Annotated in this window: 24 protein-coding genes; 11 read left to right on the top strand and 13 right to left on the bottom strand. The window is 67.7% G+C overall.

The genetic code is table 11. The features are described from left to right. Positions 1-11: 11 nt before the first annotated feature. From BLT73_RS12755 to dusB, 3 genes are read right to left on the bottom strand one after another with little or no spacing between them, the layout of a single operon-like run. Positions 12-1,421 (bottom strand): response regulator, encoded by a 1,410-nt coding sequence (locus tag BLT73_RS12755; RefSeq protein WP_090524350.1) that lies wholly within the window; start codon positions 1,419-1,421, stop codon positions 12-14. Between the two features lie 5 nt (positions 1,422-1,426). Further along, positions 1,427-2,548, bottom strand: a complete 1,122-nt coding sequence (locus tag BLT73_RS12750; protein ID WP_090524348.1) for a two-component system sensor histidine kinase NtrB — start codon at positions 2,546-2,548, stop codon at positions 1,427-1,429. Further along, on the bottom strand, positions 2,545-3,567 hold the full coding sequence (dusB, locus tag BLT73_RS12745; protein WP_090524541.1) for a tRNA dihydrouridine synthase DusB: 1,023 nt from the start codon (positions 3,565-3,567) through the stop codon (positions 2,545-2,547). Before dusB ends, BLT73_RS12750 begins: the two co-directional genes overlap by 4 nt. Before the next feature lie 194 nt (positions 3,568-3,761). On the opposite strand from dusB, the gene BLT73_RS12740 reads away from it, so the two are divergent. The 3 genes from BLT73_RS12740 to BLT73_RS12730 all read left to right on the top strand — a co-directional run bounded on the left by BLT73_RS12740 (position 3,762) and on the right by BLT73_RS12730 (position 7,451). Beyond that, positions 3,762-4,451 (top strand): COG3650 family protein, encoded by a 690-nt coding sequence (locus BLT73_RS12740; protein WP_143025676.1) that lies wholly within the window; start codon positions 3,762-3,764, stop codon positions 4,449-4,451. Between the two features lie 163 nt (positions 4,452-4,614). After that, the gene (locus BLT73_RS12735) at positions 4,615-6,747 is read left to right on the top strand and encodes a YjbH domain-containing protein (RefSeq protein ID WP_090524344.1); all 2,133 of its coding nucleotides are present in this window, start codon (positions 4,615-4,617) and stop codon (positions 6,745-6,747) included. A 5-nt stretch (positions 6,748-6,752) separates the two neighbouring features. Then, positions 6,753-7,451: a YjbF family lipoprotein gene (locus BLT73_RS12730; protein WP_090524539.1), complete on the top strand. Its 699-nt coding sequence runs from the start codon at positions 6,753-6,755 to the stop codon at positions 7,449-7,451. A gap of 157 nt (positions 7,452-7,608) precedes the next feature. Here BLT73_RS12730 and BLT73_RS12725 read toward each other — a convergent pair whose 3' ends face one another. The 4 genes from BLT73_RS12725 to BLT73_RS12710 all read right to left on the bottom strand — a co-directional run bounded on the left by BLT73_RS12725 (position 7,609) and on the right by BLT73_RS12710 (position 10,081). Next, positions 7,609-7,833, bottom strand: coding sequence for a hypothetical protein (locus BLT73_RS12725; protein ID WP_425438823.1), 225 nt, complete (start codon positions 7,831-7,833; stop codon positions 7,609-7,611). A gap of 202 nt (positions 7,834-8,035) precedes the next feature. Continuing rightward, complete coding sequence (locus tag BLT73_RS12720) at positions 8,036-8,818, bottom strand: metal ABC transporter permease (RefSeq protein ID WP_090524537.1); 783 nt, start codon at positions 8,816-8,818, stop codon at positions 8,036-8,038. Further along, positions 8,808-9,605 (bottom strand): ATP-binding cassette domain-containing protein, encoded by a 798-nt coding sequence (locus BLT73_RS12715; RefSeq protein WP_090524340.1) that lies wholly within the window; start codon positions 9,603-9,605, stop codon positions 8,808-8,810. Before BLT73_RS12715 ends, BLT73_RS12720 begins: the two co-directional genes overlap by 11 nt. Beyond that, positions 9,602-10,081: a Fur family transcriptional regulator gene (locus BLT73_RS12710; RefSeq protein ID WP_090524338.1), complete on the bottom strand. Its 480-nt coding sequence runs from the start codon at positions 10,079-10,081 to the stop codon at positions 9,602-9,604. The genes BLT73_RS12715 and BLT73_RS12710 overlap by 4 nt, the downstream gene beginning before the upstream one ends. Before the next feature lie 79 nt (positions 10,082-10,160). Here BLT73_RS12710 and BLT73_RS12705 point away from each other — a divergent pair, with 79 nt between their 5' ends. After that, positions 10,161-11,141 (top strand): zinc ABC transporter substrate-binding protein, encoded by a 981-nt coding sequence (locus tag BLT73_RS12705; RefSeq protein ID WP_090524336.1) that lies wholly within the window; start codon positions 10,161-10,163, stop codon positions 11,139-11,141. A 75-nt stretch (positions 11,142-11,216) separates the two neighbouring features. Then, entirely contained in the window at positions 11,217-11,393 is a 177-nt protein-coding gene (gene hemP, locus BLT73_RS12700) for a hemin uptake protein HemP (RefSeq protein ID WP_090524334.1), read from the top strand. On the opposite strand, the gene BLT73_RS12695 is transcribed toward hemP, so the two are convergent. Further along, complete coding sequence (locus BLT73_RS12695; RefSeq protein ID WP_090524332.1) at positions 11,394-12,911, bottom strand: pseudouridine synthase; 1,518 nt, start codon at positions 12,909-12,911, stop codon at positions 11,394-11,396. Positions 12,912-13,004: 93 nt separating this feature from the next. Between BLT73_RS12695 and BLT73_RS12690 the strand changes: the two genes are divergently transcribed. Then, positions 13,005-13,472, top strand: a complete 468-nt coding sequence (locus tag BLT73_RS12690) for a nucleoside deaminase (RefSeq protein ID WP_245727328.1) — start codon at positions 13,005-13,007, stop codon at positions 13,470-13,472. 267 nt (positions 13,473-13,739) lie between these two features. Here BLT73_RS12690 and BLT73_RS12685 read toward each other — a convergent pair whose 3' ends face one another. Beyond that, entirely contained in the window at positions 13,740-15,929 is a 2,190-nt protein-coding gene (locus BLT73_RS12685) for a primosomal protein N' (RefSeq protein WP_245727327.1), read from the bottom strand. Positions 15,930-16,052: 123 nt separating this feature from the next. Between BLT73_RS12685 and fsa the strand changes: the two genes are divergently transcribed. The 3 genes from fsa to BLT73_RS12670 are packed head-to-tail and all read left to right on the top strand — an operon-like array spanning position 16,053 to position 18,327. Further along, on the top strand, positions 16,053-16,712 hold the full coding sequence (gene fsa / locus BLT73_RS12680; RefSeq protein ID WP_090524327.1) for a fructose-6-phosphate aldolase: 660 nt from the start codon (positions 16,053-16,055) through the stop codon (positions 16,710-16,712). Beyond that, complete coding sequence (locus BLT73_RS12675; RefSeq protein WP_090524325.1) at positions 16,709-17,401, top strand: DUF484 family protein; 693 nt, start codon at positions 16,709-16,711, stop codon at positions 17,399-17,401. The genes fsa and BLT73_RS12675 overlap by 4 nt, the downstream gene beginning before the upstream one ends. Then, on the top strand, positions 17,398-18,327 hold the full coding sequence (locus BLT73_RS12670; RefSeq protein WP_090524323.1) for a tyrosine recombinase XerC: 930 nt from the start codon (positions 17,398-17,400) through the stop codon (positions 18,325-18,327). Before BLT73_RS12675 ends, BLT73_RS12670 begins: the two co-directional genes overlap by 4 nt. 7 nt (positions 18,328-18,334) lie before the next feature. Here BLT73_RS12670 and BLT73_RS12665 read toward each other — a convergent pair whose 3' ends face one another. After that, positions 18,335-18,748 carry an SRPBCC family protein gene (locus BLT73_RS12665; RefSeq protein WP_090524322.1) on the bottom strand — a complete coding sequence of 138 codons (414 nt, stop codon included), beginning with the start codon at positions 18,746-18,748 and terminating at the stop codon, positions 18,335-18,337. A gap of 185 nt (positions 18,749-18,933) precedes the next feature. Here BLT73_RS12665 and BLT73_RS12660 point away from each other — a divergent pair, with 185 nt between their 5' ends. Then, on the top strand, positions 18,934-19,623 hold the full coding sequence (locus tag BLT73_RS12660) for a CDP-alcohol phosphatidyltransferase family protein (protein WP_090524533.1): 690 nt from the start codon (positions 18,934-18,936) through the stop codon (positions 19,621-19,623). Between the two features lie 121 nt (positions 19,624-19,744). Beyond that, on the top strand, positions 19,745-21,217 hold the full coding sequence (locus tag BLT73_RS12655; RefSeq protein ID WP_090524320.1) for an ABC transporter substrate-binding protein: 1,473 nt from the start codon (positions 19,745-19,747) through the stop codon (positions 21,215-21,217). A gap of 82 nt (positions 21,218-21,299) precedes the next feature. On the opposite strand, the gene BLT73_RS12650 is transcribed toward BLT73_RS12655, so the two are convergent. From BLT73_RS12650 to BLT73_RS12640, 3 genes are all read right to left on the bottom strand, one after another. Continuing rightward, a complete protein-coding gene (locus BLT73_RS12650) occupies positions 21,300-22,190 on the bottom strand; it encodes a lytic transglycosylase domain-containing protein (protein ID WP_245727326.1) in 891 nt (296 codons plus the stop codon). 163 nt (positions 22,191-22,353) lie between these two features. Beyond that, entirely contained in the window at positions 22,354-23,361 is a 1,008-nt protein-coding gene (locus BLT73_RS12645; RefSeq protein ID WP_090524318.1) for a hypothetical protein, read from the bottom strand. A gap of 134 nt (positions 23,362-23,495) precedes the next feature. Next, entirely contained in the window at positions 23,496-24,281 is a 786-nt protein-coding gene (locus tag BLT73_RS12640; protein ID WP_090524316.1) for a L,D-transpeptidase, read from the bottom strand. Between the last annotated feature and the right edge of the window lie 88 nt (positions 24,282-24,369).

The following is a 24,369-nucleotide window of genomic DNA, read 5'->3' as shown; positions in this document are numbered from 1 at the left end:
CTGTGACCGTTTTACATCACTCTGCGGCGGCGTGTCACCTGAATATTCAGATCGCTCAGCTTCTTGCGCAGCGTATTGCGGTTGATGCCCAGAAGTGCCGCGCAGCGAAGCTGGTTCCCGCCGGTCGCGTCGAGCGCGATCTCCAGCAAGGGCACCTCGATCTCGCGCAGGATCCGGTCATAGAGGCCCGGCGGCGGCAGCGCATCGCCGTGCAGGTCGAAATAGCGTTGCAGATGATCGGCCACCGATCCCGAAAGCTGGCCGGTGGCCGTGCCGCGCGGGCCGGCGGAGGGCGCGCCTGCAGGGGTGGGGACTGGTGTCGCGGCCCCGCCGGCCAGATCGCGGAGCTCCTCGCGCGTGACGGGGCCGGACCCGGTCAGCGCAAGTCGCCGGACCAGGTTCTCGAGCTGGCGCACATTGCCGGGATAATCGAGCCCGCGCAGATCTGACAGAACGTCCTCCGGCAAGGCCCGCTCCGCCAGTCCCAGGGCGGCCGCCCGGCCCATCAGATGCTGCGCCAGCGCGGGAATGTCGTCGCGCCGCGCAGCCAGCGGCGGGACGGAGATCATCGCGCCCGCCAGCCGGTAATAGAGATCCGCCCGCAGCCGCCCCTCATCCACCTCGCCCTGCGGATCGGGCCCGGCGGTTGACACCAGCCGCGGCGCCGAGATCGCACCATCCGCCTGTTCCAAAAGCGCCAGCAGCCGCGTCTGCGCCGCCGCATCGAAACCGGCCGGGTTCTCCACCATCAGCGTGCCGCCCTGCGCGCCGCGCATTGCGCGAGACAGCGTCTCGGAACTGCCATCGGCCGGCGTCACCACCACCAGCAGACCGGCGCTGCGTTCCGAAAACTCGTGCAGGGCGCGGCCGATCGTGGTCTTGCCCACCCCCGCCTGGCCCGCGACCATCACCGGCAGATCGGCGTTGAGCAGCTTCGCCACCAGCCGGAACAGCGCCTGCATGGCGGGGGCGTGCCCGATCAGCGGCAGGGTTGTGTCGCTCAGATCGGGTGCGGCAGGCGCGTTCGCGCCCTGCCCGGTCAGCTCGGAGATCCGGGGCCGCCGCGACAGTGCCTCGCGCGCGCGCGCCAGAAGCTCCGGCAGATCGAAGGGTTTGGGCAGGTAATCGAAGGCCTCGGCCTCGGTCGCGCGGATCGCGGTCACGATGGTGTTCTGCGCCGAGATCACGATCACCGGCAGTTCGGGGCGGCTGCGGCGAATGGCGGGGATGGTGTCGATGCCGTTGCCGTCGGGCATCATCACATCGGTCACGACCAGATCGCCGCGCCCCTCCTCCACCCATTTCAGAAGCTGCTGAAGGCTGCCCGTCGCATGGACCCGACAGCCGGCCCGTGTCAGCGCCTGGGTGAGCACGGTGCGAATGCTGCGATCGTCATCGGCAATCAGGATGGTTCCGTCCATGGATCTCAAGCCTTCGGTAATGAAATTCGGAACACGGTCCGGCCGGGTCGGGACTCGACCCGCAGCCAGCCGCCGTGATCGGCCACGATCTTCGAGACCAGCGACAGGCCCAGCCCGGTGCCGTTCTCACGCCCCGACACGAACGGCTCGAAGATCTGCCCGGCGATGGCATCGGGAATGCCCGGCCCGTCATCCTCGATCTCGATCTGCAAGGGCAGCGCCCGGCCATTGGGATGGTCCGGGCAGGGCGACAGGCGCAGCGCCCCGTCATACAGCGTGCGGATTCGGATGCAGCGCCCGTCCCGCCCTTGTGCCTGCCCGCCATGCAGCGCCTCTGCCGCGTTCTTGAGCAGGTTCAGCGCGACCTGCATCAGCTTGTCATCGTCGCCAAGCGCATCCGGCAGGGACGGGTCATATTCGGTGACCACATGGAGATCGCGGGCAAAGCCCAGCTCGGCAGAGCGTCGGGCGCGTTCCAGCACATCGTGCAGATTGACCGGTCGCAGATCGGGGGGCGAGGTGTCACCGAAGCGTTCAACCTGATCCAGAAGCGCCACGATCCGGCGCGATTCTTCCACGATCAGATCGGTGAACTCACGATCCTGCTCGCCTACATTCATCGACAGAAGCTGCGCCGCGCCGCGGATGCCGGACAGCGGGTTCTTGATCTCATGGGCCAGCATCTCCGCCATGCCCACGGCCTGCCGCGCCGCCTTGCGCGACGCATCCCCTGGCGACAGGCCCGCCGCCGCCTCGGTCGGCGCAATGAGCAGGATGACCCCGCCGGGCAGTTCATCGGGCGCAGGCCCCAGATGGATGTCACCGAAGCGCGGCAAATGCCCACCGGTCCGGTCGCCCAGATCGAAGCGCAGGCGCGGCTGTCCCACCGGGCCATGCCCGTCGCGGACCCGGTCCAGAAGCGGCGAGAGGGCGGGGCTGACCTGCAGGCGCGCGTGGATCTGCTCATCCTCCAGCCGGTGGCCGAGCGCCAGGCGGCGCGACAGGTTCAGCCAGATCTCGGCTGCATCGTTCAGCCCGACGATTCGGTCCTGCGCGTCGAGCATCAGGCCGGGCAGCGGCAGCGCGTCAAAGCTGGGGCCCGGCGTAAAGCTCGCCCCGGCGCTCATGCGGCGATCCCGGCGCCGGGGCCCGGCGCATCCGCAAACACCGTTCGGATCAGCCGCAGCGTTTCGGCCGGGCTGGGGGCGCGGAACAGCGCCTGCTTGCCGCCCGCCGCGCCGTTCGCCTCGGCATACCATCCCAGATGCTTGCGCGCGACGCGCAGACCCGGATCGGTGCCGTAGAATGACATCATGTCCTCGTAATGCGCGGCCACGAGATCTGCCAGCGCATCTCCCTTGGGAATGCGGGGGGCAGCTGTGCCGTGCAGCGCATGGGCAATCTCCGCCAGCCGCCAGGGCGCACCCTGCGCCCCGCGACCGACCATCACCGCCTCGGCCCCCGAGGCGGACAGCGCAGCCCGTGCGGCCTGCGCGTCCAAGATATCGCCGTTGACGACAAGGGGCGGCCTGCCCGGCAGATTTGCGACCGGGCGGATCGCCGCCCAGTCTGCCCGGCCGGTATAGAACTGCGCGCGGGTCCGGCCATGCACGCTGAGCATCTGCACGCCGGCATCCCCTGCACGCGCCGACAATTCGGCCGCGTTCAGGCAATCGCTGTCCCATCCGAGCCGCATCTTCAGCGTTACCGGCAGGTCGACCGCCCCGACCACCGCATCGATCAGGCCGAGCGCGTGATCCAGATCGCGCATCAGCGCGGCGCCGGACAGACCGCCCGTCACCTTCTTGGCCGGGCAGCCCATGTTGATGTCGATAATCCGCGCGCCCATGTCGGCCACGATCCGCGCTGTCTCGGCCATCGGCGCGGCCTCGCGCCCGGCGATCTGAACCGAGACCGGAGTGACGCCTTCGGTCAGCGCCTTAGCCCGGACTGAGGCACGCGGCGAGGGGCGGGCGGTCACCATCTCGCTCGACGCAACCATTTCGCTGACCACCAGACCCGCGCCGAACTTCGCCACCGCGCGGCGAAACGGCAGATCCGTGATCCCGGCCATCGGGGCCAGGAACACCGGCACGCCGAGCGTGACATCGCCCAGCCGGATCGCTTCAGGGGTCAGCTTGTTCATCATCCTGTCCATCACCGGGGTTGTCCGGGTCAATTGCGAGCTTCTCAAGCAGTCTGCCCGGGCCATAGGGTGGGCGACCCGGATCTCTGCACAATAAATAGGCTTAATCTTCCTCGATGACCAGTTTTCAGGCAGGCCGACAAAGGGCGGCGCGGGATGCGCCCGTGCCTACCCGCCGCCGGATGATCCGGGCAATGCTTGCCGCCAATGGACATATTAAGCTATTGCGGGCGCAACGGGACATAATTGCCTGCACCGGCATCAGAACGAAGGACAGTCAGATGAAACTCCGCTACGCCCTGGCGATTCTGCCGCTTACGCTCGCCGCCTGCGATGAACAGACCATGCAGGACATGCGCATGCCGTGGGACAGGCCGCTCGACGCCGCACCTGCCGAAGCGCCCGCCGAGCCCGTCGATCCCATGCAGACGCCGCTGACCGATCCCGAAGTGTCCCCGACGCAGGTGCCGATCGAGGTAGAGGGCGAACAAAGCGCCGTCGCCACCGCCGAGGCCACCACGTTGAACACCCAGGCCTACACCGCCCGCGGCAACGAGCCGTTCTGGCGCGTCGATGTGGCCAACGGCACGGCGCAGTATCGCACGCCGGAAAACCAGTCGGGCCGCAACATCGCCGTCAACCGCATTGTTTATCGTCAGGGTGTCGAGTATATCGGCGAGCTGAACGGCGGCCCGTTCTCTCTGAACATCCGCAATGTGCGCTGTGCCGATACCATGGCCGACCGGACCTACCCGATGACCGCGCTGCTGCGCGTCGGCTCGCGGCGGATGCAGGGTTGCGCGGGTCCGGCAGAGCCGGTGGCGGCCGAACCCTCGGCGGCCGAGGCGGCACCGCAGGCCCGGCCCGCCGCCCAGCAGGGCTGATCCCCGGCACCGCTGATCCGGGCCCGCCCGACAGACGGCCGGTCCGTCCACCAGTGCCTTGAGGCAACAGGGCCGCGGAAACATGCCGCATCAGCGCCTCCACGCATTGGCGCGGCCCGGCCGACATCCTATAGTCCCCCGACCTATCGCCGAGGAACCTTTCATGCGCCGTCGTTTCCGCCCGTTGTTACTGACCTCCACCGCGCTGCTGACCGCCTCTGTCTCGGCGCTCGGGGTGGCCTCCCCCTCGCAGGGTCAGACATTGAACAGTTATGGCCTGCCGGGTGCCATCGACACGCCCACCGCGATCGCGCCCCCGGAAGGGGAAATCGCCGCGACCGTCAGCTACAGCGATTACGGTCGGCGCGTGACGCTGAGTTTCCAGCCGGTGCCGAGGCTGACCGGCGCGCTGCGCTACTCCAAGATCGACGGGATCGACATCAACCGCGACGCGTTGCAGGACCGCAGCTTTGACATGCAGTTCCAGATCTTCGACGAGGATGAAGGCTGGCGTCCCGCCGTCGCCGTCGGTCTGCGCGACTTCATGGGCACCGGGGTTTATTCCGGCGAGTATCTGGTGGCGACCAAGACCGTCACCCCACGGCTGCGCGTCACCGGCGGCATCGGCTGGGGCCGCCTGGCCGGCGCGTGGCGGCAGACCGATTATCGTGACGAGGGCGGCAAGCCCAATGTCGAGGACTGGTTCTCCGGCCCGGCCAAACCCTTCGCCTCGGTCGAGTGGCAAGCAACGGACACGCTGTCGGTGCTGGCCGAATACTCGCATGACGATTACGAACCCGAAATCGGCGGCGGGGCGGAGCCGCCGGGCGGCAAGTTCAATCTCGGCGTCAATTACAAGATCGGCGACACCTACCAGATCGGCGCCTACACGGTCGGCGGCGACACGTTCGGCATTCGCGGCTCGGTCGCGCTGAACGCCCGCAACTCCCCCTACCCGTCCGGTCTGGAACCGGCGCCCGCACCGGTCCGGCCGCGCCCGGCACCGGGTGCGGATCCCGAAGGCTGGTCCGGTGCCTGGACCGCGGACGCGACCGCTCGCCCGGTCATCCAGACCGCGCTTGGCAAGGCGCTGCGGAACGAGGGCCAGACGCTCGAATCCATGTCGCTCTCGGCCAATCGCGCCGAGGTGCGCATCAGCAACAACCGCTACAGCCAGCAGGCCGAGGCGATCGGACGCACCGCGCGGCTGATGACGCGCGCCCTGCCGCCATCGGTCGAGACCTTCGTCATCACCTCGGTCGAACATGGCGTGCCGACCTCCTCGGTGGTTCTGCGGCGGTCCGATGTCGAGCGGCTGGAGAACACGGCGGCCGCCCATATCGGTCAGCGCGCCCAGATCGTCAGCGCCGATCCGCGCCCCGGTGATCTGGTCATGTCCGACGGGCTGTATCCGAGCTTTAGCTGGGGCATCCGTCCCTATGTCTCGGTCAGCCTGTTCGACCCCGACGACCCCTGGCGCTACGAGGTCGGGGCGCGGGCGAGCGCCCGCTACGAGATCCGACCCGGTCTTGTCCTCTCTGGCGAAGTCAAGCAACGCGCCTTCGGCTCCATCGAACAGGAGGCGCCCGGCGGCCTCTCGGTGGAGGAGTATCAGGCGCAGGATGCCGACGTGACCGCGTTCGGCGTGCCAAGGGTCCGCTCGGACGGCCGGATGTATTCCGGCGATGACAGCCCGTCCATCCCCAGACTGACCCTGGCGTGGTTCGCGAAGCCGACCCCGACCGTCTACACGCGGGTGACATTCGGCCTGCTCGAACGCGCCTATGGCGGTGTCTCGGCGGAGGCGCTGTGGAAGCCGGTGGATTCGCGTCTGGCCATCGGTGCCGAGGTGAACCATGTCCGCAAGCGCGAGTTCCACGAGGCATTCGAGTTCCGCGACTACGAGGTCACCACCGGCCATGTCTCGGCCTATTACGATTTCGGCGGCGGGATCTGGGGACAAATCGATGTCGGCAAGTATCTGGCCGGCGATGTGGGCGCGACGGTCGCCCTGAACCGCGAATTCGAGAATGGCTGGCGGATCGGCGCTTTCGCCACCAAGACCGATATGAGCGAAGAGGAATTCGGCGAAGGCTCCTTCGACAAGGGAATCCGGCTGTCGATTCCGCTGAGCTGGGCGACCGGGACACCTTCGACCCAGCGGATCGGCGGCACGATCCGGTCGCTGTCGCGCGATGGCGGGTCGCGGGTGCGGGTCGATGACCGGCTCTACGAGGTGGTGCGTGAAAGCCATACCGGCAATCTCTACGACGGATGGGGGAAATTCTGGCGATGACGCGGATGATGAAGAACACAGCCCTGATGGCGGCCGCCGGTCTGGCCCTTGCCGCCTGCGGCACGCGCGACCCCGAGGCCGGCAACTCGCTTTACGGGCAGTTGCAAGAGGCAGTCGCGCCTGCCGTGGCGCGGGTCGGTGGTGGCGGGCGGGCGCCCGCGCAAGCCGCCGCACCGCTCAGCGCCGAGCAGATGGCTGCCCGCGCCCTGGCGGCCAACCCCGCTCCTCTGATCCTCGCCGGCTTGGAAAGCAGCGGCGCCACACAGGTGATGGCGATGACCGGTCAGAACGGCGATATGCGCACCTACATGACGCCCAACGAGCAGGCGCTCATCATCCGCAACGGCATGCTGACCGGCACGAAGGGGCTGGGACATGACCTCTCCGTGGCCGAGGCCGATGGACCGGCGGCACTGATCCGCGCGCGCCGCGCCGGCCAGGCCACCCGGATCAACCGCTATCTTGGCGGCGACGGCGTGGAACGACCCCTGCCGATGACCTGCACCGTCGCCACCGGCGAAGGCAAGAGCTTCGGCTTTGCCGGGCGCGCATGGTCCGCAACCCAGGTCATGGAGACCTGTGAGGGTGGTGGCGTCGAGGTGCAGAATTCTTATCTCGTGACCGCATCCGGGCAGATCCCCGTCTCGCGGCAATGGATCAGCCCCCAACTTGGCTATGTGACGATCCAGACAATCCGCCCCTAGCCGCGGGCTGTCGCCCGATCATGCAAACGCCCGGTGACAGCGCCGGGCGTTTTGTTTTTCGGTCCCTGCACGATCGATGACCGGCATCGCGTGCCCCCGGAATCGAAAAGGGCTGGCAAGCGCCAGCCCCTCGAAACCATATCCTTGCGGATAATGATTAGTTGGTGGTCGACGAGTCGTCGTCGTCGTCGTCCGAAGCGACGGCGGCGATAACGCCCAGCAGCAGCAGCGCCGGGACAACCAGGCCAGCGTTCGACGAAGCCGCGGGGGCGGCGTCGACAACAACCGGCTCGACTTCGACGACGGGCTCAACATAGCCGCCGGCCAGAGCCGAGGAAGCGGTCAGGCCGAGGGCCGCAGCGAAGGTAGCAAATTTGGTCATGATCATGCTCCGTTTGGTCTTGTGAAAGCTGCCGTCTCCAGCAGCATCGGGGCGACAGTCTCACAAACTGCGTGGCTTTGAAAGTCGGATTAATTCAAATCCCCGGCGGGTTTGCCTCAACTGTTGCATATTTCACAACACCCTCACAGGGGGTCGGTTCCTGCCCGATCAGGGTGCTTCCGCCGCAGTGTGACAATTATGTCTAACTTCTGCGAAACGGCAGCGCCAGCAGGAAGATCAGCGCCGCGGAGGCAATGATCGCGGGCCCGGCCGGCAGGTCCGCAGAGAGGCTCGCGCCCAGACCGGCCGCAACGGAAACCGCCCCGATCAGCGTCGCCATCACGGCCATGTGTTCCGGGCTGCGCGCGAAACCACGCGCCGACGCGGCGGGAATCACCAGCAGGGCAGAGACCAGCAAGGCACCCACGACGCGAATCGCGACGGCAACCGTCACCGCCATGGCGAGCGTCAGGATCAGCCGCTCGCGCCCCGGCGCAATGCCGGAGGCCATGGCCAGTTCCTCGTTCACGGTTGCGGTGACGAGCGCCTGCCAGCGCCAGATCAGCAGGCCCAGCACCAGCGTCGCGCCCCCCCAGACCCAGAGCAGGTCCGCATGCTGCACCATCAGGATATCGCCGAAGAGCCAGGCATTCAGATCGTTGCGCAGACCGGGGATCAGGCTGGCCGCCACCAGACCGAAAGCCAGCGCGCCATGTGCCAGCACTCCAAGCGCGGTATCGACCGCCTCTCCCCGTCCGGCCAGATGCGCGACCAGCCAGCCCATCACGACGGCGACCCCGATGGTGCCGAGATAGACCGGCGCGCCGAGCGCGAGGCTCAGCGCCACGCCGAGGATGGCGGCATGGGCGGTGGCGTCGCCAAAGTAGGCCATGCGCCGCCAGACGACAAAACATCCGAGCGGCCCGGCGGCCAGCACCACCCCCAGCCCGGCAATGGCGGCGCGGATCAGGAAATCATCGAACATGCCGCAGCGCTCCGTGCTCCGCGCCAAGGTGGCACGCATGATCGCCTTGGGGGAGACCGGACTGGTCATGGTCGTGGTCATGGCGGTGCCGGTACAGGGCCAGCGTCTGCGCCGAATCGACTCCGAACAGCGCCTGATATTCCGGTGCCGCGCTGACCGTTTCCGGCGTGCCGTGGCAGCAGACATGGCCGTTCAGACAGATCACCTGGTCCGACGCCCGCATCACCACCAGCAGGTCGTGGCTGACCATCAGCACCGCCGCGCCGGTCTGCTGCCGGATCTCCTCGATCAATTGATAGAAGGCGACGATCCCTGGCTGGTCCAGCCCCTGCGTCGGCTCGTCGAGAACCAGCAATTGCGGGGCGTGCAGCAGCGACCGCGCCAGCAGCACACGCTGGAACTGCCCGCCCGAGAGCCGGGTGATCTGTCGTGCCTGCAATCCGTCCGCGCCGGTCCGTGACAGCGCGGCCGACGCCGCCGCGTCGGAGATCCGCCGGGGCAGCGACAGGAAGCGGCGCACGGTCATCGGGATCCGGTCGTCCACATGAACCCTCTGGGGGACATAGCCGATCCGAAGCTCCGGCTGGCGACGGATCTCGCCCGCTTCGAGCGCGACATGGCCCAGCACCGCGCGCACCAGCGTGGACTTGCCCGAGCCGTTGGGGCCCACCACGGTCACGATCTCGCCTGACCGAATGCTGAAATCCACGTCCTGCAGGATCGCCCGCGCCGCCCCGGCATGGCGCACCGTCAGCCGATGCGCCGCGATTAACGGCCCGCCGCTCATTGCGCCACCGCCGCGCAGGCGGTGCAGAGGCCGAGCGCCTCGACCGTCACCCGCTCGACATGAAACCCGGCGCCGTTGGCCTGCGCAGACAAGGTCTCGTGCAGCGCGCTGGCATCCAACTCCGCCACGGTCTGGCAGTCCCGGCAGATCAGGAAGGCGGGGGGCTGGCCGTCGGCATGGTCGCCCACGCAGGCGGTGAAGGCATTCAGCCGCTGGATGCGATGCGCCAGCCCGTTCTCGACCAGAAATTCAAGCGCGCGATAGGCCACGGGGGGCTGCTTGCCCAGCCCTTCCGAGGCCAGCCGTTCCAGCACCTCATAGGCGCCCAGGGCCCGATGGCGTTCCAGCAGGATTTCCAGCACGCGGCGGCGCACCGGCGTCAGGCGAAGCCCGCGATCCGCCGCGATCCTCTCGGCCCGCGACAGCGCCTCATGGGCGCATGCGCCGTGATCATGTCGGTCGAAAGCGGTGTTCATGTAACTTTATAACATTCTGGTTGACTTGTTACGTTATCACATACAGATAGCCCGGACATTCCACAAGCCAGGACCCCAGATGAACCCCTTCCCTCCACGATTTCTGTTTTCCGCCGCCCTGCTGCTCCTCGCCGCACCGGTCGGGGCCGCGCCGCTGCGCATCGCCACCGACATCCCGGTCACTGCCTCGATTGCCCGCCAGGTGACCGGCGATCTGGCCCAGGTGGAGTTGCTGCTCGACCGCGCTGCCGACCCGCATGATTTCCAGCTTCGTCCTTCCCAGGTCCGCGCGTTGGAGAATGCGGATCTGCTGGTCTGGATGGGACCGGAACTGACCGGGTGGCTGGACCGGGCGGCCGCGCAACGGGGAGAGGAGGCGCAATTGGCGCTGCTCGACGTGGCGGGTGTCGAATTGCGCGCGCTGACTGATGACGACAGTCCCGCGGCGGAGCGTGAGGGCGTGGAGGCGCACACAGACGACCACGATAACGGCCACGACCACGACCACGACCACGACCACGATCACGATCACGGCTCGCAGGATCCGCATGGCTGGCTGAACCCGGAGAATGGCCGGCTCTGGTTCGCCACGCTCGCCGATCAGCTGGCCCGGCTGGACCCGCAGAACGGGGAGGCTTATCGCCGGAATGCCGTGGCGGCGCAGGCGCGGCTCGACGCGACGGAGACCGAGATCCGGTCGCTTCTCGCCAGCCAGGAGATCGGGCCGTTTGTCACCTTCCATGACGCATACGGCAATTTCACCGCCGCCTTCGGCCTGCCCGATGCCATTGCCATCACGCTCGGCGACGCCTCTGCCCCGTCCGCCGCGCGGCTGAGTGAGGTCCGGGACCGCATCGCGGCGTCCGGGGCGAGCTGCGCCTTCAGCGAAACGAATCAACCTGCCCGGATGATCGAGACGGTGATCGACGGGACCGGCCTGAAACTGGGCCCGCCGCTTTCGCCCGCGGGGCTGGACCTCCCCGATGATGCGGCGCTCTACAACCAGATGCTTCTGCAATTGGGGCAGCACATCGCCGCCTGTCACGACGGCGAAGACTAATTCCGACAAAAACACTTTGACATTCGGTCGGGCGTTGCGCAATGTTGGCCCAAGGTTCAGCAAAGAGGACACGACATGACCGCCACACGCCCTGCCGAATTCGGCCACGTCGGAATTACACCCGTGAACAATCTGCCCGCGCACGAGGCCACAGAGCTGACGCATGGCGGCAACCAGGCTCTGATCGTGCTGAACGACCAGGTCTATAACCTGCGCATCACCCGCGCCGGCAAGCTGATCCTGACGAAGTGATCAGCCACTGGGCCGGCGCGGCCCTTTGGGTCCCGAACGGGACGGTCCCTTTGCCGGACCGCCGCCTGGCCTGCCGCCCCGCTTCGGGCCCGCGCCGTCGGGCTTGAACCCGCCGCGCGGCCCCTTGCCTGAAAAACCGCCGCGCGGAGTGTCGGCCCGCCTTGCCCCGGCCGTGCCTCCGGCCCCGGCCCCCTCCCGGTCAAAACGCTTCGCGGGCTTTCCGGCGCGCCCCTTTTCCCCGCCAGAGCGGGCATGCGGTGCGTCGTCTCCCCTTGCGTGGCGCGGCTTCCTTGCTGCGTCATCGCGACGATTGAAGGGCTTGCGCTCACTGCGGCCATCGGCGTCGCCCGCGCCAGATTGCCGGGGGCGCCGTGCCTCCCCCTCGCGCCGTTCATAGGGCTTGCGCTCACCGTCATCGCGCCGCGGACGTGCCGCGCCCTGGCCGCGTTCGGTCCGGCCAGAGGTTGCCCCCTCGCCCTCGGCCCTGCGCCCAGCCGGTGTCCGCCCGGCATCATCCCGCCGACCGAAGGGCTTGCCGTCGCCGCCACCGCGCTTGGCGCCGGGCCTGCGCGATCCATCATCCGCACCGCCATCACCGCGGCGACCGAAACCGCCGCGCGCCCCGTCGGGCCGGGGCCGGTCGTCCTTGCGACCCGAGCCGTCGCCACGGCCAAAGCCACGCCGGTCGCCGCCTGCGTCGCGGCGGTCCCGGCTCTCTGGGTCTGCGCCATGCGCGCGGAAGGGCCGGTCCTTCTCCTCGGCCTCACCGGTCAGCAGCCCGCCCAGCTGGTCGCGCAGCACCCGGCGCTTGATCTCGCGGACCTCGTTTGCCTCCAGCCCGGTCAGCTTGAACGGACCGTAACCGATGCGGATCAGCCGGTTCACCTGCAGCCCGACATGGGCCATGGCGCGCCGGATCTCGCGATTCTTGCCCTCGCGAATGCCCACGGTCAGCCAGGCATTCGCGCCCTGCTGGCTGTCGAGCTTGATTTCCATCGGCGCGAATTCCTCGCCCTCGATCTCGACCCCGCGGCGCAAAGGCGCAAAGGTCAGATCATTGGGCTGGCCATTCACCCGGACGCGATAGCGGCGCAGCCAGCCGGTTTCCGGCAATTCCAGCCGCCGCTTCAGCTCGCCGTCATTGGTCAGCAAGAGCAGCCCTTCGGAGTTCAGATCCAGCCGCCCCACGCTCATCACCCGCGGCAGATCGCGCGGCAGCGCGTCGAACACGGTCTGCCGGCCCTTCTCATCCGCCTCCGAGGTGATCAGCCCGACCGGCTTGTAATAGAGCCAGAGCCGCGTCTCCTGCGGTTCCTCCAGCCGCTTGCCATCCACCGTGATCCGGTCCGCGGGCAGCACGTCGAGCGCCGGGCTGTCGATCTTCTGCCCGTTCACCGTCACCCGGCCCTCGAGGATCATCCGCTCCGCCTCGCGCCGCGAGGCGAGGCCGGCGCGCGCGATCACCTTGGCGATGCGGTCGGCATTGGCGGGTTTGTCGGGATTGGGCTGGTCGGTCATGGCGATTCTCCTGTGGGCGCATCTCTGCGGCGAAACCGCATGAATACGCCTGCCCGCGCGCAAAGGAAAGAACTTCCCCATTGCAGGGCAGCCATGCAACAACGCCGCATGAGCGATTTCGTCTCGCATATGCCGCAGGCTTTGGCCGAGGCCCGCGCCGCCGCCACACGCGGCGAGGTGCCGGTGGGCGCGGTGCTGACCGATGCGGCGGGCCGCGTCGTGGCAAGCGCCGGCAACCGCACCCGCGAAGTGCACGACCCCACCGCCCATGCCGAGATCCTCGCCATCCGCGCCGCCTGCGCCGCCGCCGGTTCCGAACGCCTGCCGGGGCACCGGCTCTGGGTGACGCTGGAACCCTGCCCGATGTGCGCCGCCGCCATCTCTGCCGCGCGGATCGAGATCCTCTATTTCGGCGCGGAGGATCCCCGCATGGGCGGCGTGCGCCACGGCGCGCGCGTCTTCGAGCACCCGCAATGCCACCACCGGCCCGAGATCCATGACGGCATCGCCGCCGGGGAAAGCAGCGCAATATTGCGTGAGTTTTTCGCCGCCAGACGTTGACCAAGTGCAACATAGGGCAACGCCCGACCGCGGGTGGGCGCCTCCGACCGCACCACAATGCACTTCATCGCGCATCCCCGCCGAACGACTATCCTGCGCGGACCGGCCACGAAGCGCCCGCCCATGGGGCGGTCGGGCGCTGCCCGGCGGGGCTGCGCCCCTTGATTCCAGGCGGGGACTGCCCCGGCTCGGTCGGGACATGGGTATTTTCGTGAAGAAGAAAGAGGCGAAGATTGGCGAGGGGCGGTCCCGCCGCACGACCTGCCGCTACAGGAAACTCTGCGGATCAATATCCACCGACAGCCGCATATTCACCGGCAGTTTCACCGGCTGAAGCCAGTCCGAAATCGCCATCTGCAACGCCGCCTGTCGCGGGGCGCGGATCAGCATGCGCACCCGGTGACGTCCCCTTATCCGCGCGATCGGCGCAGGTGCCGGTCCCCACAATTCGGCCCCGGCCGCACGGATCGGGGCGGCCTGACCCGCCAGATGCCGCGCAAACGCGCTCACTATCCCCAGATCGGGATGCGACAGGATGATCCCCGCCAGCCGCCCGAAAGGCGGCATGCCGGCCTCGCGCCGCATGGCGGCCTCGGCATCCCAGAAGCCTTCGTCATCGCCGGACAGAATCGCCCGGATCACCGGATGATCGGGCTGATGGGTCTGCAACAGCGCCAGACCGGGCCGCTGCCCCGCCACGCGGCCCGCGCGCCCCGCCACCTGGCGCATGAGCTGAAAGGACCGCTCGGCGGCGCGCAGATCGGCACCTTGCAGCCCCAGATCGGCATCGATCACGCCCACCAGAGTCAGCCGCGGAAAATTGTGACCCTTCGCCACCAGTTGCGTGCCGATGATGATGTCGGTGTCACCCCCGGCAATCTCGGCAATCGTCTCTTTCAGGGCGCGCGCCGAGCCGAACAGATCCGAGGACAGCACCGTTGCCTTCGCTTCGGGAAACCGCGCCGCGACCTCTTCGGCCAGACGCTCCACCCCCGGACCGACCGGGGCCAGCCGCCCCTCGACCCCGCAGGCGGGGCAGGCATCGGGGATGGGCCGCGACTCGCCGCATTGATGACAGACCAGCCGGTTCTGGAACCGGTGCTCGACCATGCGCGCATCGCATTGCTGACAGCCGATCTGCTCACCACAGGCCCGGCAGACGGTCACCGGCGCATAGCCCCGGCGGTTCAGGAACAGAAGCGATTGTTCGCCCCGCGCCCGCCTTGCCTCGACCGCGTGCGCCAGCGTGGGTGAAATCCACTGCCCACCTGGCATCGCCTCGGCGCGCAGATCCACCGTCGCCATCTCCGGCAGCTCCGCCTCGCCATAGCGCGCGCGCAGATCCAGCCGATGATACTTGCCCGATGCCGCATTCACCCAGCTTTCGAGGCTCGGCGTGGCCGAGGCCAGCACCACCTGCGCCTGCGCCCCGGCCCCGCGCAGCACCGCCATGTCGCGGGCCGAGTAATAGACCGTATCTTCCTGTTTATAGGAGGAATCATGCTCCTCATCGACCACGATCAGCCCCAGATCGCGAAACGGCAGGAACAGCGCCGAGCGCGCGCCGACCACCAGCGAGACCTCGCCCTGCGCCGCCATATGCCAGAGCCGCCGACGCTCGGTCCGGCTGATCCCGGAATGCCATTCGCCCGGCCGCGCGCCAAAGCGCGCCTCGACCCGGTCGAGAAACTCCGCCGACAGCGCGATCTCGGGCAGCAGCACGAGCGCCTGCCGCCCGGCGCGCAGACAGGCGGCAACGGCCTCCAGATAGACCTCCGTCTTGCCCGAGCCGGTCACCCCGCGCAGCAGCGTCGTGCCATAGCCGCCCGAGGCGACCGCGTCGCGCAACGCCTCTGCCGCCGCCGCCTGATCGGGGGCGAGCGCCTTGCCGGGCAGCTCCGGGTCGAGCCGTGGATAGGGCAAGTCCCTGGGCGCGCTCACCTCGGCCAGAGTACCGGCGGCGACCAGCCCCTTGACCACGCTGGCCCCGACCCCGGCCATCTGCGCCAGTTCGGTGGGCGCAAACCCCGCCCCGCCGTGATCGTCCAACACCCGCAGCACGGCATGCCGCGCCTCGGTCATGCGGGCGGGTTCAGGCCCGGCGCGGTGGATGATGCGGCGCTCGGCGGGCGGCTTGCCCAGATCGGGCGCGCGCATCGCCATGCGCAGCAGCACCGGCAGGGGCGTCAGCGTATACTCCGCCGCCCGGTTCAGGAAATCCCGCAACTCCGCGGAAAGCGGTGCGGCCTCCACCACCTGCGCCACCGGGCGCAGCTTCGCCAGATCGAACGACCCCTCGCCCTGTCCCCAGACGGCCCCCATCACCCGGCGCGGACCCAGCGGGCAGATCACGATCTGCCCCTCGGCCACGCCACCCTCGGGCGCCAGGTAATCCAGCAGCCCGACCGGCTCGGTGGTCAGCACCCCGATACGCTGGCCCTCATCGTAGAAACTCACAGCCTGCCCTCAAGCGAAGTCCCGCAGACTTGGCCCGAGACCGCGCGAAAAACAAGCACCTCGACCTTCCCGCACCGGCGCCGATGCGCTATCACTCGGCCGAACGCAATTCAGGAGAGCGCCATGAAATTCTTTGTCGATACCGCCGATGTCGATGCCATCCGCGAGTTGAACGAGCTCGGCATGGTGGACGGTGTGACCACCAACCCGTCGCTGATCCTGAAGGCCGGCCGCGACATCGAAGAGGTCACACGCGAGATCTGCGAGATGGTCGACGGCCCGGTCTCGGCCGAGGTCGTGGCCGAGAAGGCCGATGACATGATCCGCGAGGGCAAGCATCTGGCGAAGATCGCGGAGAATATCGCCGTGAAGGTGCCGCTGACCTGGGACGGGCTGAAGGCCTGCCGGGCGCTGTCCGACGACGGCCATATGGTCAATGTCACGCTCTGCTTCTCTCCGGCGCAGGCGATCCTGGCCGCCAAGGCGGGCGCGACCTTCATCAGCCCGTTCATCGGTCGGCTGGACGATATCCATCTGGATGGGATGGAGCTGATCGCCGATATCCGCGAGATCTACGACAATTACGGCTATGAGACGCAGATCCTCGCCGCCTCCATCCGCTCGGTGAACCATATCATCGAGGCGGGGCGGATCGGCGCCGATGTCATCACCTCGCCGCCCACTGTCATCAAGTCGATGGCCACCCATCCGCTGACCGACAAGGGGCTGGCGCAGTTCAACGCCGACTGGGAAAAGACCGGCCAGAAGATCGGCGGGCAATGAGCGAGACCGGGCTGACCGCCGAACAGCGCCAGGCGCTGATGGAGGATCCCAGCACGATCCTGATGGATCGCGACCTGATGCGCGCCATTGTCGGCGCGCATGAGGACGGGGTGGGCGAAAATGTCATCGACATTCGCGGCCGCGCCATGACGGCCCTGGAGGCCCGGCTGGACCGGCTGGAATCGGCGCATGAGACGGTCATCGCGGCGGCCTATGAGAACCAGTCGGGGATGAACACCATCCACCGCGCCGTGTTGTCGCTGCTGGAGCCGGTGGATTTCGACGGGTTTCTCGACAATCTGCAAGGCGATCTCGCCGATATTCTTCGCGTCGATACGCTGGTGCTGGTGATGGAGACCGAGACCAAGCAGGGCGCACCGGAGCTGGGCGGCCCGCTGACCATGGTGCCGCATGGCACCGTTGCCAAATCCCTCGCGGGTGGCCGGCGCGGCCAGTCATCGGGAGAGGTCGTGCTGCGCCGGGTGGTGGCGGCCACGGTCGGTCTGCATGGCGGCCCGGTCTCGTCCGAGGCGCTGATCCCGCTGGATCTCGGCCCGACCCGGCTGCCTGCCATGCTGCTGATGGGATCGGCAGAGCCGGGCCGGTTCAGCGCCGCGCAGGGCACCGATCTGCTGCGGTTCTTCGGGCAGGCCTTCCGGCTGGTTCTGTTGCGGTGGCTGGACGAATGAACGGGCCGCTCGCCCTGTCGCCCGCCATGGCGGATGCGGTGGGGCGATGGCTGGAGGGCGAGGCGGGAACCCGCGACCGCTCGCCGCACACCATCTCGGCCTATCGCGACGATGCGATCGCGTTCCTGTCATTCCTCGGTGGCTATCACGGGCAGGCCGCCACGCCGAAATCGCTGTCAGGGCTGAAGCAGACCGATATGCGGGCCTTCGCGGCGGCGGAGCGGGAGCGCGGCCTGTCGGCGCGCTCGCTGGCGCGGCGGCTCTCGGCGATCCGCAGCTTCCTGCGTTTCCTGTCCGACCGGGAGGGGTTCGACCTCTCAGCCGCCTTGTCGGCGCGCGGTCCGAAATACAAGCGGTCCCTGCCGCGCCCGCTGGCGCAGGATCAGGCGCGGGCCCTGCTGGATGAGGCAGGCAGCCATCACCCGAAGCCCTGGATCGCGGCGCGCGACGCCGCTGTGCTGACGCTGCTTTATGGCTGCGGGCTGCGGATCTCCGAGGCCTTGTCCCTTCAGGGGCATGACTGGCCGCTGGCGGAGACGCTGACCATTCGCGGCAAGGGCGGGCGCGAGCGGATGGTCCCGGTCCTGCCGGTCGCACGCGACGCCATCGCGGGGTATCTGGAGTTGTGCCCCTGGCCGATGGACCCGGACGAGGCGCTGTTTCGCGGCGCGCGGGGCGGGGCGCTGCGCGCAGGCGTTTTGGAACGCGCGGTGGCCTCGATGCGGCAATCGCTCGGCCTGCCGCCAACCGCGACACCACATGCGATGCGGCACAGCTTTGCCACCCATCTGCTGTCGGCGGGCGGCGATCTGCGCACGATCCAGGAATTGCTGGGTCATGCCAGCCTGTCCACGACGCAGGTCTATACCGGCGTCGATGATGCGCATCTCCTGGCGGTGTATCGCAAGGCGCATCCGCGCCGCTGACCGGGGGCTATCCGGCGGTGACGTGCCGCGCAAAATTGTCCAGGATCGCCTGCCAGCCCGCCCGCTGCTCCTCGACGCTGTGGCTGTCTTCGGCGTCGAAGCTGACACGCACCGTCACTGCGTCGCCATCTGGGGCGAACTCCACCCTCGCCTGCCGCCCGCCGAACTCATACTCGATCAGGTTCTGCGGGACGACGCGGGTGTAGGTTCCGGCGAAATCAAACCCCATGCTGCCATCTTTCGCCTCCATCCGCGACGAGAACGCGCCGCCCTCGCGCAGATCGACCTCGGCCGCGGTGGTGTGCCAGTCCTCTGACGCCGCATTCCACCGGATGATGTCATCCGGCGTGGTATAGGCGCGCCACACCTCCGTGAGCGGGGCGTCGATGCGGGTCTCCACCGTGATGCGCTGCGTGTGCACGGAATGCCTCCTCCTCTTGCGCGCCGGGCCTTGCGGCCGATCCGCTTCGACGAAACGCCTTCGTCGGTCCGGCTGTCAAGCATTGCCTTGGCCGGCTCTGCGCCGGCGCGGCCGACCCGTCAGACCTTTTTGGTGGTGGCGACTGTCCGCTTGCGCGCATGGGTCACGAATGCGACAAACTGCGGATGGAACTTCGTCTGAAAGCGCTTTTCGTCCATCTGCTGACCGCCAGCGGTGCCGTGTTCTCGATGCTGGCCATGCTGGCCGCGGTCGAGGAGCGGTGGTCGCTGATGTTCCTGTGGCTGATCGTGGCACTTGTGGTGGACGGGATCGACGGGCCGCTGGCGCGGCGCTACAGGGTCAAGGAGAACTGGCCGCTTTATGACGGCGTGCTGATGGATCTCATCATCGATTTCCTGACTTATGTGTTCATCCCGGCCTTCGCTCTGTTCGAATCGGACCTGCTGCCCGGATGGACCGGCTGGTTCGCGATCATCGCCATCACCTATGGCTCGATCCTGTATTTCTCCGACTCGCGGATGAAGACGCTGGACAACTCATTCGCCGGTTTTCCCGCCTGCTGGAACATGGTGGTGCTGGTGCTGTTCGCGCTGAAACCGAATTTCTGGGTGATCCTGATCATCGTGGCGGTGCTCACGGTGGCCATGTTCACCAATGTGAAGTTCATCCATCCGGTGCGCACCGAACGCTGGCGGGCCGTGTCATTGCCCATTTCCGCCGCCTGGGTGGGCTTTGCGCTGTGGGCCATCATCGTCGATTTCCACCCGGCAAGCTGGGCGAATTGGGGGCTGGTGCTGACCAGCCTGTGGCTGCTCGTCGCCGGTGCGATCCAGCAACTCACCGAACGCCGATGAGCGTGGGGTCCGCGCCCTGCCGCGCCGCATCCGAGACCGGCGCTTGCGGCGATTCCCCTTGATTGCCGGGCGTTTCGCCGCATTATCGGCCGATAGGCTGAATTCAACCCGAGGGAAACTCATGCTCCATCGCTGGAAAACCACCGCCGCCGCGCTTGCGCTGATGACCACGCCGGCGCTTGCCGCGCAGGACAGCATCACGCTCGGCATGGTCCTGGAGCCGCCGAGCCTCGACCCCACCGCCAATGCGGCCGCCGCCATCGACGAGGTGGTCTATGCCAATGTCTTCGAGGGGCTGACCCGGTTCGGGCCGGACGGCTCGATCCAGCCCGCACTTGCCGAAAGCTGGGAGGTCAGCGAGGACGGCACCTCCTATCTGTTCCATCTGCGTAACGGAGCGACCTTCCATGACGGGGCCGAATTCACCGCCGAGGATGTGGTCTTTTCGCTCGACCGCGCGCGGGCGGAGGACTCGACCAATGCACAGAAGGCGCTGTTTGCCGGGATCACCGCCGTGGAGGCCGTCGATCCGGCGACGGTACGCGTGACGCTGAGCGCGGCAGACGGAATGTTCCCCTTCAAGATGGCCTGGGGCGACGCGGTGATGCTGGACGAGGCCTCGGCGGGTGATGCCGCGACACGGCCGGTCGGAACCGGACCGTTCCGTTTTGGCGAATGGCGGCAGGGCGATTCCATCACGCTGGAGGCGTTCGACGGCTACTGGGGCGACACGCCGGCGCTCAGCACGGCGACCTTCCGCTTCATCGGTGATCCGACCGCGGCCTTCGCCGCGATGATGGCCGGCGATGTCGATGCCTTCCCGATCTTCCCCGCCCCCGAAACCCTGGCCCAGCTTGAGGCCGATCCGCGGTTCAAGGTGATCGTCGGCACGACGGAGGGGGAAACCATCCTGACCATGAACAAGGCGGTGCCGCCGCTGGATGACGTCAGGGTGCGCGAGGCCATCGCGCATGCCATCAACAGACAAGAGCTGATCGACGGCGCGCTGTTCGGCTATGGCACGCCCATCGGCACCCATTTCGCGCCGCATCACCCGGATTACGTCGATCTGACCGAGCAATCCGCCTATGATCCCGACCGCGCCCGCGAATTGCTGGCCGAGGCGGGGGCGGAAGATCTGTCGCTGCGCCTGGCTTTGCCGCCCACCCCCTATGCACGGCGCGGGGGCGAGTTGCTGGCCGCGCAGCTTCGCGCCGTCGGCATCGAGACCAAGGCGACCAACATGGAATGGGCGCAATGGCTGGAGACGGTGTTCAACGGCAAGGATTATGACCTGACCATCATCAGTCATGTCGAACCGATGGATATCGGCATCTATGCGCGGCCCGACTACTACTTCAACTACAACAATGACGAGCTGAACGGCGTCATGGAGGCGCTGAACGCGGCAACGGACGCCGCCGAACGCTCGGATCTGATGCGGCAGGCGCAGACCATCATCGCGGATGACTATGCCAATGCCTATCTGTTCCAGCTTGCGAAGACCGGCGTGGCCAATGCGAAGATCGAAGGGCTGTGGGAGAATGCGCCGACCCCGGCCAATGACCTGACGCAGGTCCGCTGGACGGAGTAACTGCGATCTGGCTGCTCGCGATGGCCGGCCCTTCGGGGCCGGTTTTTTCGTGTCGCCCCTATGTCGCCGGGCCGGCCGCCGCTCAGTTGCGCAGCACGATGCAGCGCAGACCGACGACCTTGGCCTTCTGGCAGAAGCGGTTGGCTTCACCCCGAGAGTTCCACCCGACCTGCGCGGTATAGACCTGCCGCGTGCCCTTGCGCAGCGGTCGGCGCACATAGCTGACTCGCTTGCCGCCCAGGATCGGCCCCAGCGCGCGGTTCAGCCGGTTGACCTGCCCCTGTAGCCCGTTCCGCGTCGGATGCGAGGCGAGGATCACCCCCCAGGGCGATGGCGGCTCGCCCTGCCCTGCGGTCGAAAACTCCTTGAGCTTGCGGTTCCCGGCCAGCCTTGTGCAGGCCTCCAGAAACGGCGTGTCGCCATCCAGCCGAAGATCCAGCTTGTCCGGGCCAGGCGGATCCTCGCGCCAGCGCCAGGCGTTGAAGCCGGTGATCGCCTCGACATAATCCTGGGTCTCGTAAGGCAGCGTCCCGCCCGCGCTCAGAAAGCGGGCGGCGCGGTTCTCACCGCCATTATAGGCCACGGCTGCCAGGCCGATGGACCCGAAAAAGTCACGCAGACGGCGCAGGTAATTGGCCGAAACCTGGATCGCTTCGGCCGGGTTGAACGGATCATGCAGGCCGACGATCTCGGCCGTGCCGGGCATGAATTGCGCGATCCCTTCGGCCCCGACCGGAGAGATCGCGCTCGGCTCGAACCGGCTTTCCTTCCACAACAGCCGGGCGAGAAAGTTCTTGTCCAGCCCTTCGCGCGACGCCGCGCGTTCGATATTGCGGCAGACATCGGCCACATAGGTCTCCACGCGGATGCAATAGACACCATCGGCGGTGCAACGACGGTCCTCGATTTCCTTCGCGGGCGCGCGGCCTTCGACGGCATCCACGGCGGGACGCGCGCTGACCGGCACTGTCATGCTGGCTAAGCCAACCGAAGCCGCCAGAACCGCCGTCACCACGCGCTGCATATACCGAAACCCGCCTGAACCCATGCCATCCGGTTACCAAATCGGACCGGGCAAGGGAACAGAAAGCGGCGATGCCGCGCCGCGAGATCCGGGTTACGGCGCGGCGTGCGCGTCAGCCCAGCTCTGCCGCCGCCTTGCGGGCGCGGCGGGTGAATTTCCGCGCCTTGCGCCGGGCCTTCTGCGCCTTCTCCTCGGCTTCTTCGGCGGCCTTGCGGTGCTTCTTCTTGCCGCCCGGCTTCTCGGCCAGCTTGGCCGCTTTCTTCGCCTTGGCCTCGGCCTTTTCCGCCTTGGCGGAATGTTCGGCGGCCTTTTCGGTCATTTCCTGGACGAGCGCGGTTTTCGAATCGACCTTGCGCTGACGCGGACCGCCGGCGGAAGCCAGGCTGGCCGCCACCGCCGGTGCCGCGATCTTGTTGTCATCCGCCGCGGCAGATCCGGCCGCACGGCCAGCCCGGTTCCTGACCGTCGCCGCCATCTTGTTGGCCGCACCGCCACCCTGCCCGCGCCGCGCGCCGGCCGATCCGCCAGAGGCATTGCTCTTGGCGGCACCGTTGCTGTCGGCGACCGAGACGCTGGACGCCTGCTTGCCGCCCGCCGCCTTCGCCCGAGCTGCGGGTGCCGCGCCCGACCCAGCGCGCCCACGGCGCGCGCCGGTCGCGCTGCCGTTCTGGCCCCGGCCACCCCGCGTCGTGCGTCCGCTGCGCGCCGCCGACACGCGCTTCGCCTTCTGTGCTGCTGCAGGTTTCCCGGCAGCAGGCGCGGGCCTCCCCGCCTTCTCCGCCTCGGCCCGGTCCGCCGCAGCCCCGGCGATTTCGGCGGCGCGCTTGCGCCGCTTGTTCTGTTCGGCATTGGCCCGGCGCAGCGCGGCGGCCATGAAGGTCTGCCGCTTGCGCATGTCCTGGGCATCCTCGCCCGCCACCGCAGGGCCGTCACCCGCCTTGGCCCGTGCCTGCTTGTTGGCCTGGCTGCGAATCTGGTCGCGGATATTCCGCAGGCGTGTGATCAGCCCGGACAGATCCGCATCGGACAGCGCATCGATCTGCGGTTTTCGGGACTGCGTGGCCAGTTCAAGCTCATCGCCGGAGAGGATCCGTTTCTCTTCCTTGGAAAAATTGGGCATCTCAAACCTCTGCAATCGTTACATATTGATAACAGACAAAGTTTATCAAAGAAAGTTCCACGCAAACCCGCCGCGGCAAACGAAAAAACCCCGGCAGGGACTGCCGGGGTCGGTCAATTGCACGGCGCTTTGGATCAGCCGCCCACGGCACTTTCGACGGGGCTGACGCCCGGGGCGGCAGCGGCCGACGTCACCGCCGGGGTCTGGTTCACCGGAATCGCATAACCTTCGGGAGATTCGACGACCGGTCCTTCATATTGCCGGCTTTCCGCCGCGCTGCGCACATGCACGGTGGTGCCGTTGGGCACGCGGTTGAACAGATCCATGATGTCCTGGTTGAACATGCGGATACAGCCCGCCGAGGTGGCCTTGCCGATAGAGGACGGATCGACCGTGCCGTGAATGCGGTAATAGGTGTCGCGGCCGTTCTGGTAGAGATAGAGCGCGCGCGACCCCAGCGGATTGTCCAGCCCGCCGGACATGCCGCCCTTCAGCGGACCATACAGCTCCGGCTGGGTTGCGACCATGTTCGCGGTGGGCGTCCAGCTCGGCCATTCCTGCTTGCGGGCGATGGTGCCGTTGCCGGAGAAGTTCTTGCCCGCCTTGCCGACAGCGACCCCATAGCGTTCGGCCATGCCACCCGGCTGCACGTAGTAGAGCAGTCGCGCAAAGGGATCGACGACGATGGTTCCCGCAGATTCGGGCCCGTTATAGGGCACGGTGGTGCGCATGGTGCGCTCGTTCAGATAGGCCGACTTCACCGCCTTGATCGGCAGCGGCTCACCATTCGGGCCGGTATCGGTCCGCGCCTCGTAATAGGCCGGCACAACCTTTTCGGGCGCAGCGGTGGGGGTCGGCTGGGTCGGGGCACAGGCGGCGAGACCGAGGGCGACGGCAATCGCGACGGGGGTGATCCGCATTCTAACTTCCTTCCTTAACGCTCCGGGAGCAGACCGGCAGCGGCATGTCGTCGAGAATCGCATGCGCGGCGATCCTGAAATGTTCTTG

The organism is Paracoccus isoporae (genome assembly GCF_900101865.1).
GTDB lineage: Bacteria > Pseudomonadota > Alphaproteobacteria > Rhodobacterales > Rhodobacteraceae > Paracoccus > Paracoccus isoporae.
This window is presented reverse-complemented; position numbering and strand designations above follow the sequence as displayed.

Coding starts and splice junctions, on each gene's coding strand:
- BLT73_RS12755 (WP_090524350.1), bottom strand. CDS start 1,421: ATGGACGGAACCATCCTGATTGCCGATGACGATCGCAGCATTCGCACC.
- BLT73_RS12750 (WP_090524348.1), bottom strand. CDS start 2,548: ATGAGCGCCGGGGCGAGCTTTACGCCGGGCCCCAGCTTTGACGCGCTG.
- dusB (WP_090524541.1), bottom strand. CDS start 3,567: ATGAACAAGCTGACCCCTGAAGCGATCCGGCTGGGCGATGTCACGCTC.
- BLT73_RS12740 (WP_143025676.1), top strand. CDS start 3,762: ATGCTTGCCGCCAATGGACATATTAAGCTATTGCGGGCGCAACGGGAC.
- BLT73_RS12735 (WP_090524344.1), top strand. CDS start 4,615: ATGCGCCGTCGTTTCCGCCCGTTGTTACTGACCTCCACCGCGCTGCTG.
- BLT73_RS12730 (WP_090524539.1), top strand. CDS start 6,753: ATGATGAAGAACACAGCCCTGATGGCGGCCGCCGGTCTGGCCCTTGCC.
- BLT73_RS12725 (WP_425438823.1), bottom strand. CDS start 7,833: ATGACCAAATTTGCTACCTTCGCTGCGGCCCTCGGCCTGACCGCTTCC.
- BLT73_RS12720 (WP_090524537.1), bottom strand. CDS start 8,818: ATGTTCGATGATTTCCTGATCCGCGCCGCCATTGCCGGGCTGGGGGTG.
- BLT73_RS12715 (WP_090524340.1), bottom strand. CDS start 9,605: ATGAGCGGCGGGCCGTTAATCGCGGCGCATCGGCTGACGGTGCGCCAT.
- BLT73_RS12710 (WP_090524338.1), bottom strand. CDS start 10,081: ATGAACACCGCTTTCGACCGACATGATCACGGCGCATGCGCCCATGAG.
- BLT73_RS12705 (WP_090524336.1), top strand. CDS start 10,161: ATGAACCCCTTCCCTCCACGATTTCTGTTTTCCGCCGCCCTGCTGCTC.
- hemP (WP_090524334.1), top strand. CDS start 11,217: ATGACCGCCACACGCCCTGCCGAATTCGGCCACGTCGGAATTACACCC.
- BLT73_RS12695 (WP_090524332.1), bottom strand. CDS start 12,911: ATGACCGACCAGCCCAATCCCGACAAACCCGCCAATGCCGACCGCATC.
- BLT73_RS12690 (WP_245727328.1), top strand. CDS start 13,005: ATGCAACAACGCCGCATGAGCGATTTCGTCTCGCATATGCCGCAGGCT.
- fsa (WP_090524327.1), top strand. CDS start 16,053: ATGAAATTCTTTGTCGATACCGCCGATGTCGATGCCATCCGCGAGTTG.
- BLT73_RS12675 (WP_090524325.1), top strand. CDS start 16,709: ATGAGCGAGACCGGGCTGACCGCCGAACAGCGCCAGGCGCTGATGGAG.
- BLT73_RS12670 (WP_090524323.1), top strand. CDS start 17,398: ATGAACGGGCCGCTCGCCCTGTCGCCCGCCATGGCGGATGCGGTGGGG.
- BLT73_RS12660 (WP_090524533.1), top strand. CDS start 18,934: ATGGAACTTCGTCTGAAAGCGCTTTTCGTCCATCTGCTGACCGCCAGC.
- BLT73_RS12655 (WP_090524320.1), top strand. CDS start 19,745: ATGCTCCATCGCTGGAAAACCACCGCCGCCGCGCTTGCGCTGATGACC.
- BLT73_RS12650 (WP_245727326.1), bottom strand. CDS start 22,190: ATGACAGTGCCGGTCAGCGCGCGTCCCGCCGTGGATGCCGTCGAAGGC.
- BLT73_RS12645 (WP_090524318.1), bottom strand. CDS start 23,361: ATGCCCAATTTTTCCAAGGAAGAGAAACGGATCCTCTCCGGCGATGAG.
- BLT73_RS12640 (WP_090524316.1), bottom strand. CDS start 24,281: ATGCGGATCACCCCCGTCGCGATTGCCGTCGCCCTCGGTCTCGCCGCC.